At 63.1% G+C, this 10,067-nt stretch carries 12 protein-coding genes and 2 pseudogenes; 6 read left to right on the top strand and 8 right to left on the bottom strand.

What is annotated here, in order from left to right:
- Positions 1 to 212: 212 nt before the first annotated feature.
- Together MKK70_RS00950 and MKK70_RS00955 are read right to left on the bottom strand one after the other, a co-directional pair.
- Positions 213 to 494, bottom strand: coding sequence for a hypothetical protein (locus tag MKK70_RS00950; protein ID WP_243945459.1), 282 nt, complete (start codon positions 492 to 494; stop codon positions 213 to 215).
- Between the two features lie 47 nt (positions 495 to 541).
- Positions 542 to 1,724, bottom strand: a protein-coding gene (locus MKK70_RS00955; protein ID WP_243945460.1) for an IS3 family transposase whose coding sequence is annotated in 2 segments (ribosomal slippage) — positions 542 to 1,453 and positions 1,455 to 1,724 — 1,182 coding nt in all. Because the reading frame shifts where the segments join, the coding sequence is not laid out codon by codon here.
- Positions 1,725 to 1,815: 91 nt separating this feature from the next.
- Here MKK70_RS00955 and MKK70_RS00960 point away from each other — a divergent pair.
- Both MKK70_RS00960 and MKK70_RS00965 read left to right on the top strand, forming a co-directional pair.
- Positions 1,816 to 2,016: a hypothetical protein gene (locus tag MKK70_RS00960; protein ID WP_243945461.1), complete on the top strand. Its 201-nt coding sequence runs from the start codon at positions 1,816 to 1,818 to the stop codon at positions 2,014 to 2,016.
- A gap of 109 nt (positions 2,017 to 2,125) precedes the next feature.
- A pseudogene (locus MKK70_RS00965) lies at positions 2,126 to 2,484 on the top strand (c-type cytochrome).
- 5 nt (positions 2,485 to 2,489) lie between these two features.
- Here the strand turns inward: MKK70_RS00965 and MKK70_RS00970 are convergent.
- Entirely contained in the window at positions 2,490 to 3,149 is a 660-nt protein-coding gene (locus MKK70_RS00970; protein ID WP_243945462.1) for an SOS response-associated peptidase, read from the bottom strand.
- 613 nt (positions 3,150 to 3,762) lie between these two features.
- Here MKK70_RS00970 and MKK70_RS00975 point away from each other — a divergent pair.
- Positions 3,763 to 4,011: a hypothetical protein gene (locus MKK70_RS00975; protein WP_243945463.1), complete on the top strand. Its 249-nt coding sequence runs from the start codon at positions 3,763 to 3,765 to the stop codon at positions 4,009 to 4,011.
- Positions 4,012 to 4,579: 568 nt separating this feature from the next.
- Here MKK70_RS00975 and MKK70_RS00980 read toward each other — a convergent pair.
- Together MKK70_RS00980 and MKK70_RS00985 are read right to left on the bottom strand one after the other, a co-directional pair.
- Positions 4,580 to 4,786: a hypothetical protein gene (locus MKK70_RS00980; RefSeq protein ID WP_243945464.1), complete on the bottom strand. Its 207-nt coding sequence runs from the start codon at positions 4,784 to 4,786 to the stop codon at positions 4,580 to 4,582.
- 188 nt (positions 4,787 to 4,974) lie between these two features.
- Positions 4,975 to 5,517: a MucR family transcriptional regulator gene (locus tag MKK70_RS00985; RefSeq protein WP_243945466.1), complete on the bottom strand. Its 543-nt coding sequence runs from the start codon at positions 5,515 to 5,517 to the stop codon at positions 4,975 to 4,977.
- A gap of 201 nt (positions 5,518 to 5,718) precedes the next feature.
- Between MKK70_RS00985 and MKK70_RS00990 the strand changes: the two genes are divergently transcribed.
- Positions 5,719 to 5,856 (top strand): hypothetical protein, encoded by a 138-nt coding sequence (locus MKK70_RS00990; protein WP_187275516.1) that lies wholly within the window; start codon positions 5,719 to 5,721, stop codon positions 5,854 to 5,856.
- 195 nt (positions 5,857 to 6,051) lie between these two features.
- Positions 6,052 to 6,489: a MucR family transcriptional regulator gene (locus MKK70_RS00995; protein WP_243945467.1), complete on the top strand. Its 438-nt coding sequence runs from the start codon at positions 6,052 to 6,054 to the stop codon at positions 6,487 to 6,489.
- A gap of 272 nt (positions 6,490 to 6,761) precedes the next feature.
- Here the strand turns inward: MKK70_RS00995 and MKK70_RS01000 are convergent.
- A pseudogene (locus tag MKK70_RS01000) lies at positions 6,762 to 7,052 on the bottom strand (integrase core domain-containing protein); the annotation flags it as partial.
- 323 nt (positions 7,053 to 7,375) lie between these two features.
- Positions 7,376 to 9,286 carry a hybrid sensor histidine kinase/response regulator gene (locus tag MKK70_RS01005; RefSeq protein ID WP_243945468.1) on the bottom strand — a complete coding sequence of 637 codons (1,911 nt, stop codon included), beginning with the start codon at positions 9,284 to 9,286 and terminating at the stop codon, positions 7,376 to 7,378.
- Between the two features lie 43 nt (positions 9,287 to 9,329).
- Here MKK70_RS01005 and MKK70_RS01010 point away from each other — a divergent pair, with 43 nt between their 5' ends.
- Positions 9,330 to 9,587 (top strand): hypothetical protein, encoded by a 258-nt coding sequence (locus MKK70_RS01010; RefSeq protein WP_243945469.1) that lies wholly within the window; start codon positions 9,330 to 9,332, stop codon positions 9,585 to 9,587.
- An 18-nt stretch (positions 9,588 to 9,605) separates the two neighbouring features.
- Here MKK70_RS01010 and MKK70_RS01015 read toward each other — a convergent pair.
- Positions 9,606 to 10,067, bottom strand: a 462-nt coding sequence (locus MKK70_RS01015) for a response regulator transcription factor (protein ID WP_243945470.1), incomplete at its 5' end; no start/stop codon positions are given.

Consider the following 10,067-nt stretch of genomic DNA (forward strand, 5'->3'; position numbering starts at 1 on the left):
CGAGAATGAGGACAGCGCGCTGGATCGCGCAGCCGAACACGCCATCGCTGCGCAACAGGCGATCGTCGAGATGCAGGACCCACGGCTGAAGAGCTGTGCGGATGCGTTGCTGTTGGAGCTGGGGCGACGGCTGGCTCAGAAAGATATCCGATCGCGCCGTGGACGTATGAACTAGACTAGCCCCCGTGCCCGGCGTTCTTACGAACAGTGGTTCACTGGCATCGACACCCTACCAAAATAGCCCGAGCTTCAGCCACGTCACCCCGCTCGGGTCCGCCTAGCAGCGCAGCAATCTCGGCGTGGCAGGCCAGCCAACGCCGGGTGAAGTAGAGCAGACCTCCGCCACCGGCCGCTACGCCGATCCGGGTTTGCCGCAACATGGCCCAGTGCATCCGCCGGGCGAGGTAGCGTTCCAGCAACATCAGGCACGCGAGCCGGCTCGTCTGGCGCAGTGTCAGCCGACGATCGGTTGTAAGAGGAAGGGCGGTCGGCATCAGCGTTTGCCTCTGATCAGCCCCCACGAGGTGGTCCAAGGGTAAAGTTAGTGCACGGTGGGCCGCTCCGCCACGGGTAGCTTGGCCAGCGGAGCTGGTCGGGCGAGCGCAGCCGGCCAAGCGGAGAAGGCTGGCACGAACACCTCCGGGGCTGGCGGCCGGTATCTCAGCGATGCATGCGGGCGCACGCCGTTGTCGTAACGTCGCCAGCTTTCGATGACGACCTGCGCTTCCCTGAGTGTGTGGAAGATCTCGCCGTTGAGGAGTTCGTCGCGAAGCCGTGCGTTGAAGCTTTCGACGTAGCCATTCTCCCACGGTGAGCCTGGCGTGATGTAGGCCGTCTTTGCCCCGACGCCGGTGATCCAAGCTTGTACGATCTTCGCAACGAACTCCGGTCCGTTATCCGAACGGACATGGCTCGGTACGCCACGCAGGATGAACAGATCCGAGAGCACATCGATGACGTCGGTTGCCTTCAGCTTGCGGGCGACCCGAATCGCCAAGCATTCATGGGTGAACTCGTCGACCACGTTGAGCATCCGGATATTGCTTCCATCATGCGTGCGCGCCTCGACGAAGTCGTACGACCACACGTGATTGCGGTGTTCCGGGCGAAGACGGACGCAGGAGCCGTCGTTGTCCCAGATCCGCCCCCGCTTGGGCTGTCTGGCTGGGACCTTCAGACCCTCACGCCGCCAAATGCGCTCGACGCGCTTGTCGTTGACGAACCAACCGGCCGCCTTCAGCAATGCGCTGATCTTGCGGTAGCCATAGCGTCCGTACTTCTCAGCCAACGCCACGAGATCGGCCGTTAGCGCCTCTTCATCGTCGCGGCCCCGCGGTACCTTGCGCTGCGTCGAGCGATGCTGTCCGAGCGCCCGACAGGCGCGGCGCTCGGAGACGGTCATCGTCCGCATGATGTGCTCGACACAGGCGCGTCGGCGCGCAGGGCTCGAGACGTCTTCCCCGGGACGCCTCCTGCAAGATCAGCTTGTCCAGCGTCAAATCGGCGATGGCTTTTCGAAGCCGAGCATTCTCGGTCTCCAGACTCTTCATCCGTCGAACTTGATCCGACTTCAGGCCGCCAAACTCACGCCGCCACTGGTAGTACGTCACCGAGCTCACGCCGAGCGCGCGGATCGCATCGGCCACGCTCTGGCCCTGTGACATCAGCGCGTCCGCCTGACGTAGCTTCGCGACGATCTCCTCGGGCTTCGGGTGTTTTGCCATCTCGTCCGTCCTCCAGGCTCAAAAGCCACACCAAAGGGCGGACCACTTCAATGGGGGCTGACCAACCCGCAGCATCCTCGTAGTCGGCACCGTGAGCGGCCTCGCCGCGCAAGCAGATGGCGCGGTGCGGATGCAGCTCGAACAGGCTGTGCAAGGCAATCTGAGCTTCGTGGGGCATGCTTCGGTACCCGTGCAGGTCGCCCGAGCAGATGAGCGCTACGTCACGAAGGGGCTCGATTGGAGCCGGCTTGGCGCGACCGTGCGGATGGTCGGCGCGGACGATACGCCCTGAAACTTTATTTGCGCCACTGAAGGCCTGCATAACGTCGCGGGTAGGTTGTTATACGAGCTTTTTCCTTAGCTGATGCGATGACGTTAACAACATTTTACGAGGAAAATTCATGCGCCATTTTGTCGTCGGTGCCCTAGCAACTATTCTTCTTCCGATGGCCGCTCATGCTGAGGGTGATATCGTAGCAGGAGAGAAAGCCTTTGCTCCCTGCAAAGCGTGTCATGCGTTTGGAAAAAACGGTGTAGGTCCGAACCTGACAGGTGTAGTCGGGCGCAAGTCAGCTTCTGAGGAAGGATAAACTATTCGGCTGCTATGAAATCATCTGGTATCACTTGGGATGAAGCTAATCTGCACGAATGGCTGAAAAACCCCAAGGCCAAAGTCCCCGGCACGAAGATGATTTTTGCGGGCTACCCGGACGACAAAAAAATTGACGATCTAATCGCTTACCTGGCTACAAAGAAGTAGCTGCTCTAAGCGCGGCTTTGAGCAGTATCGGTGCGCTTGCCGCGCTCCACTTCCATCATCTCTTTGTCCAGCAGGGGCCGTTGTAGAGACAAAGCCTCCTCCACCGGCGCCCCCAGCCACATGCGCCACTCCTCCGGCGTGGTCAGCAGCGCCGGCATCGCCTTCGGATGCACCGGCCCGACGACGCCGTTCGCCTCCGTCGTGAGGAAGGCGTAGAGCCGGTGTTTCTCCTCCACCGGCTCGTCGCGCTTCGGACCGCGCACGCCTGTCCAGGGTCGCCAGATCCCGGCGAAGGCGAACAACGGCCGGTCTTCATCGAGCGCGAACCACACGGGGGTCTTGCGCGGCTTCGTGTCCGCGTACTCGCTGAACGAGGACACCGGCACGAGGCAGCGCTGCTCCGGCTTCAGCCACGGGCGCCAGTAGGGCGACCTCACGTTCCGCACGTTCGTGACCGGGTGCTGCGGCCCCTTGCTCGACGGCGAGGGGAAGCCCCAGCGCATCATCGCCAATGCGCGCTCGCCCTCGGCCAAGCGCACGATCGGCGCCATCTGGTCGGGGAAGATCGCCGGCAGCGGCGGCAGGTTGCCAGTCTCGTCGCGCTCGACCCCGAAGGCCTTGCGGATCGCGTCCTGGCCCTTGTCGAGGCTGTAGAGGTTGCACATGCGGGCACCGTGCGCCGGTCAGGTCCGCAAGGGCAAGCCAGTGCGCTCATCGCCGCCCTCGATGCCGATCGCGGCACGGCAGGTCCGGCCGTACTGGTTCGGCTGCAGTATCCCGATGCCCGCGGCGGCACCCAGAGCCTTTTGCAGGTGCAGCGGGCCGAGGCGCGGTCCGTCTGAGGTCGGAGAGCTATCGCAGAAGGGACTGGCCGATCCATGTGCGGCCGTTTTAAAGCTCGAACGCGCGGCCCTCGGCGATCCAACTCACAAGCGCGAGCGCGTCACCATCGTTGGGGGGCGTCGATAACGACGACGCTCGATCGGGCATCATCGAGGGATAGGACGGCTCGGTAGGACGACCGCCACGCTACGCCTTCACCGGTCTCTGAGCCCTCTAGATCGTTGGCCATGCCGTCCTCTTCGCTCAGGACGAGAGCAAAGGTAATTCGGCTCGGCGCTGAGTGGTTCGCGACGGCGCCGGCGAGGCCGCACGGTGCCCCCCTAGGCGGTGCTGCTCTGCCGGCGCTCGACTATCAGCCGGTCGCTTAGGGCAACCGGGCGGGACATAATTGATAGGTCATTGCCTTGGCTGTAGATACACGGCCGGATCGAAACTATGGCCGGCCTGATGCCTGGCACCACGGCGCTGAAGGTAGGGGCCAACGACGAGACCGGCGAGCTTAAGAGCGCAACGATCCTAGGTCAGTTCGGCAAGGTGCGGGACGAATTCGCCGAGAGCTTACAAGGCGGGCAAGGCTCAATCACGAGCACACAGATTATTGAACAAAAGCAACCTCGCGCACGTTTGGTCTTAGTATCAACGCGCCGGTATTGGCGCAGCGTGAGGAACATTTATGTCGATTAGAGCACTCGCACTCGCCGCCTCGTGCACTCTGGCTCTGTCCGGCGCTGCGTTCGCGCAAGCGACCGCCCCCTCCGGCACGACCGGAACTGGGATGGGGACCAGCAGCACCGGCGGTTCGGCCACGGGTCAGCCGAAGGAGCTCGCTACTCCCGGTGGGGCGAATGCCGGCGGCGGCACGGGCTCTACGCCGATGACGGCCCCGGGAGCGAACGGGATGAGCACAGGGACCGGTTCGCCGGGCGCTAGCTCGTCGGGCATGAGCACCCCATCGACGGGCGCCGCCGGAGCGCGCTGAGCATTCGTTGCAACCGCGTCGAGCTCGCTACGCTCTACGCCCCCTAGTTCGGTCCCGCCGCCCGGTTACGGGCTGGCGGGCGCCATCCGTCTCACTCCGCGATGATGGCGATAAGCGAGAAGGAACCGGCGAGCGCGAAGGTGCCAGCCACGAGGGATACGATCAGGAACATGGGAGAGGCCTCAGCCGTCGAACGGCGACGCTTCCTCAACCCGTAAGGTTGTACCCGGTTTCAGGCGGGGGACTGCTGAGAACGGCGATATCTGCCCATCCTTAATCGCCGCCGTCAGCCCCGGCGACGGCGCCGTCATCGTCGCTGAACAGCCAATCGAGCGCCCCGGCTCCGACTTCGCCGGCTGCATCCCTCTGCTGACTGCTCAAGCGCGGTTCGGGATGCTCCGCCCGCACGTCCGCGAACCACCGGCGCGCGAACTGATCGAGGGCTTCGTCGGTGAGGAGCGTTCTATCCTGAGGTGGCATCTCGAGGCTTCTTGGACGGCCGAACGGTTCGGCCCCGCCGCGATCTGCTCACGCGGCGGGGGAACCCCGGATCTCACCAACTAGACCGATACACAGTACATGGCCCGTGTGCAGGATGGCGGCGTTCGGTTAGGGTCTCATCACCGCGACGTGCGCCGCAGTGTGCCGGAACGGGGCGCTGAGCGGCCTTAGGCCTTCTCAGCGGCCTTCTTCCGCCCGCGAGCTTTCGGGGCGGCCTTGGCGGCCTTCGGCTTGCCCTTGGGGGAGTTGGGTGCCTCAGAGACCGTCTCGTCGGCCTCAGCGGTCTTAGGAGCTGCTTTGCGCCGTTGCTGGCCAAGGCCGAGGGAGCGCGCCAGCTCGGAACGCTGAGCGGAGTAGCTTGCGGCTGTCGACGGGTAGTCCGACGGTAGGCCGTAGCGCGCGCGGTAGGTCTCTATCGTGAGGCCGGCCTTGGTAACGTGGCGCTTGAGCGTCTTGTAGCGCTTCCCGTCGATAAAGGAGATCAGCGCGTCCGGCGTGATAGACTTGCGGACCTGTGCCGGCGTCGGTTTCTCAGGGCCTGCGGGCTCGGCGGGCGCTGCGTTGGCCAGGCCAGACATGGCCGCGTGTACGGAAGCAATCACACCAGGTAGCTCAGATACGGACACCCGGTTGTTCGACACGTAAGCCGCTACGAGGTCGGCAGCGAGTTCAATGAAATCGGTCGATTGAGTTTCGATTTGTTCGTCCAAGGTCGTCTCCTCCACAAAAGGAGGCTTACTGCTCTACACGCTCCGCCGGATCGTCAAGTGATAGCTTGGCGGAAAATACTGAAGCCGATAGGGTGTCCTCATAAAACCGCGAGAACGCCCCCAAAGCACGTTCACGCAGGAACTTGGCGTAACGGTCTCTGTTCCGGTCCTACGGTATGATGCCGTAGAAGGCCCTTCTCCATGAACAAGCTCATCCTCGGCGCGACCCTGACACTCGGCCCCCTGCTCGGCGCCAACACGGCCAGCATAGCAGCGCCAGGCGACGGTCTCGACCCCAACGCTTCGGCGACCGGGAACAGCCAGACGCATCTCGTCTGATGCCATCGCTACCGCGGAGCGATGTGCAAGAGCCGGGGCCGCCCATAGGGACGCCCCGGATCACTTTCCCGAACCATTTCGCAGATCATGCGTGTAGATCGTAGCAGGCCCGCGCGATATGACGTAAGCTGTGCCTTGATTTGGCACGAAGATTGAAGGATCTCACGCGAGAGGGGAACTCGAAGGACAACCTAAGTGACTGAAGAAAACCCGGGTCAGAACCCCGAAACGCTCGCACTGGCCAGCGAAATCGTAGCCGCCTACGTCGCGAACAACTCCATCCCCGTTTCTGAGCTTCCGAATTTCATCGGCAGCGTTCATAAGGCTCTGTTGACCCTCTACAGCGGCACCGGGGCTGCGGGCACCAGCGCTCCTGCTGAGAGCGTCGAGCAGCCGACCGCGGCACAGATCAAAAAATCCATCACGCCGGACGCCCTCATCAGCTTCATTGACGGCAAGCGGTACAAGACGCTCAAGCGTCATCTCAGCGGACACGGTCTCGACCCACATAGCTACAGGGTGAAGTTCGGTCTGCCGTCGGACTACCCGATGGTCACTGCGAGCTACTCGGAAGCCCGCTCTCAGCTTGCGAGGGACATCGGCTTGGGCCGGCCTGGTCGCGCGACTGCCTGAGCAGTGTAGCTCGGTGTCGCCTCGATCGGTTAACCGACGAGGCGACCTTCACAGCCCAATGCCGCGCGCCGATATGATCCGTTGCGTGGCATTGACCAGCATCTCGTCCAAGAACGGCTCCGGCATGAAGCGCGCCCCCATCGGCAACTGATCCTCAGCCGGTGTTGCAAGGCCAGATGATCGGCCCCCACGAGGTGGTCCAAGGGTAAAGTTAGTGCACGGTGGGCCACGAGTAACTTGGCCAGCGGAGCTGGTCGGGCGAGCGCAGCCGGCTAAGCGGAGAAGGCTGGCACGAACACCTCCGGGGCCGGCAGCTGGTATCTCAGCGATGCATGCGGGCGCACGCTGTTGTCGTAACGTCGCCAGCTTTCGATGACGACCTGCGCTTCTCTGAGTGTGTAGAAGATCTCGCCGTTCAGAAGTTCGTCGCGAAGCCGTGCATTGATGATTTCAGCGTAGCCATTCTCCCACGGTGAGACTGGCGTGATGTAGGCCGTCTTTGCTCCGATGCCGGTAGTCCAAGCTTGGACAGCCTTCGCAACGAACTCCGGGCCGTTATCCGAGCCGCAGAGGCGTTCCCGGCTTCACCCAGCCTCGAAGACCACAGCCTCGCCGAACAGCTCGACTGGTACATCAGCTATGTCGCTGAGGAGTGTGCCGCTGGCCGGATGAACTGAAGGCGGGCTGGTGCCGGCGCTCCCACAGCGATTTTCACCGATCGTCCTTCATGCCTCGGAACCGGCATCCGCGTCGAGGACTGGCAGGCGTGGGTCGCCGATGGCCTCGGCATCGTCACGAACGGCGTGCTCTGCGTCACCGGCCCGGAACTGACGGTGGACGAGTGGGCGGCGCGGCATGTCACAGGGCATTAAAGAAGGTGATACTCTCAAATTCGACAAGGCGCTCCTGCTGCATCTTGTTCGACAGCGTCGGTTTGGCGGTTATCGATTTTGCGCAGCTCGGTAGCAATGTCCTGCAGGCTGGTGTCGCCCTTGCGCAGCACTTGATCTGCTTCGGACAGACGGTCACGCTCGGCCGCGGTGACGTCGCGAGCGCTTAACACTACCACCGGCACCTCGGTACAGCCGGGCAAATCCCGGAGCCGGTCGAGGAACGAGAACCCGTCCATCACTGGCATGGTCAGGTCGAGCAGCACGAGGCGTGGCACGCCGTGCCGGACCTGGTCGAGCGCCTCGCAGCCGTTCCCAGCCTCGCGGACGGTCCAGCCGTTGCGCTCAAGCACCGTCCGGAGCCGGTGGCGCATATCGGCATCGTCGTCGACCACGAGCACGTCGCCGTCGGCCGCCCGGAACTGGTCAAGGATCGTCCGGAGGCGCGCCCAGTCCACCGGCTTCGGTACCGCCTCGATGGCTCCGAGCGAGGCGCTCAGCGCCGCGTCGGCAACGAAGCTGACCATCACCACGGGAATGCCTGCAGTCTCCGGGTCTGCCTTCAGGGCGGCTAGCACCGACCAGCCGTCCATCTCGGGCATCATCACGTCGAGTAGGATCGCACGTGGCTTGAGCGACTTGGCGAGGTCGAGCCCAGTGCGCCCGTCCCCCGCAGTGCGGACAGCGAAGCATTGGCGTTCGAGGAACCGGGTCATCAGCTCGCGCTGGTTGGCCTCGTCGTCGATGACCAGCACGAGGTCGCCCACCGTCATCTGGTTCTCGGGAGCCGCCGGTGCCGCCTCGATGGCCTGCTCGGGGGCCGCCGCCGGGATGCGGAGGGTGAAGCTCGTCCCCTTGCCCTCGACGCTGTCGACAGTGATGTCGCCGCCGAGCAACTGGGCGAAGGCGCGGCTTAGAGCCAGTCCGAGGCCGGTGCCGCCATAGTTGCGTGTGGTGCTCTCGTCGGCCTGAGTGAACCGCTCGAACAGGCGCCCGACCTGCTCCGGGCTCATGCCGATGCCAGTATCCTGCACCGTGAAACGGAGCCAGTCGCCGGTCAAGTTGACCTCCCGGGCCGCCGTCAGCGTGATGGTGCCGCCCTCGGTGAATTTTGCCGCGTTCGACAGAAGATTGAACACGCACTGGCGCAGCTTGGTCGCGTCGGTGCGCGCCCGGCCCACGTCATCGGCCACGTCCAACACGAGGACGTTACCCTTCTTGGCGACCAGCGCCTCCACGGTGCCGGCGGCGTCTGTGACGAAGGCGGCAACGTCGATGTCCTCGGGGTACAGTTCCATTTTCTCGGCCTCGACCTTCGACAGGTCGAGCACGTCGTTGATCAGCCCGAGGAGGTGCTGGGCGTTCGATTTGATCTTGCCGAGATCCTTGAGAAGGCTGTCCTGGCCGAGTTCCTCCGCCTCCTCCTCCAGCATCTCCGAATAGCCGATCACCGCGGATAGCGGCGTGCGCAACTCGTGGCTCATGTTGGCTAGGAACCGGCTCTTCGCCCGGCTGTGCTCTTCGGCAGCCTCTTTCGCGGACTCGGCCCGAGCATTAGCAGCGGTCAATTCCGATTGGTTGCTAACAAGGGTGCGGTTCGCACCGTCAAGGCGCTCCAGCGTCGCCTCGTTCTGCACAACGGACCGACGCAGCGAGTCGCAGATCCAGATCATGACGGCGCCAATCAAGACGTACTGACACAGGAGCGAGACATCGACACCGTCGAGGCTCCCGTCGCGCGTGTAGAACCAAGTGGCGATCAGCGTGGAGAGCGTGAGGACCAACGTTCCGGCCCCCCGGCCGAAGGCGAGGCTTCCCGCCAACAGAACGGGGATGTAGAGGAGGAAGGGAGCGATATAGGCCGGCGCTAGGAAGCGCACGAACGTCATGAACGTGACGAGCAGCAACGGTACGCCGTAGCGAATACCCGGCGATGGGCGGTGTCGGGCGATGGTTCCGATCAGTCTATGCAAGCTGCTCATCGCGGAGGAGTGTCACGACACGTCCGTATCGCAAAGCCATTGCATCGACGGCACGAAAATCGAGTGGGTTCATGTGGACCGCCACGCGATGGTCCTATGCTATCTCATTCAGTTTAAACGCTGTTGGACCAAACCCATCCGCATCGTTGAGCGCCAAAGCCAGGAGCCGGAGCGCGGCGGCTATCGCGCGGTGCAAGGCGGATCAGGTTCGTGGCAGACCACATGAAGCTTGTGGATTGGCGCTTCAGCTCGCTAGAGCCCGCATCTCAGGCACACCCTCACGCAGCACGTAGCCGCGGCCCCAGATGGTCTCGATGTAGTTCTTGCCCTGGCTAGCGTTGGCGAGCTTCTTACGCAACTTACAGATGAACACGTCGATTATCTTCAACTCGGGCTCGTCCATGCCGCCGTAGAGTTGGTTAAGGAACATCTCCTTGGTGATCGCCGTGCCCTTCCGCAGAGCAAGGAGTTCCAGCATCTGGTACTCTTTGGTCGTGAGGTTGATCGAGGTTCCAGCGACCTTGACGAACTTTTTGTCAATGTTGATCGTGAGATCATCGACCGTAACCACGGCTTCGGCATGCCCCTGTGAGCGCCGAACAATCGCCTGGATGCGGGTCACGAGCTCGTCCTTGTGGAACGGCTTGGTAAGGTAGTCGTCGGCGCCAAAGCCAAGGCCCTTCACCTTGTCCTCGATGCTGGCCAT

It is taken from the genome of Methylobacterium sp. E-041 (assembly GCF_022829665.1).
Classification (GTDB): domain Bacteria; phylum Pseudomonadota; class Alphaproteobacteria; order Rhizobiales; family Beijerinckiaceae; genus Methylobacterium.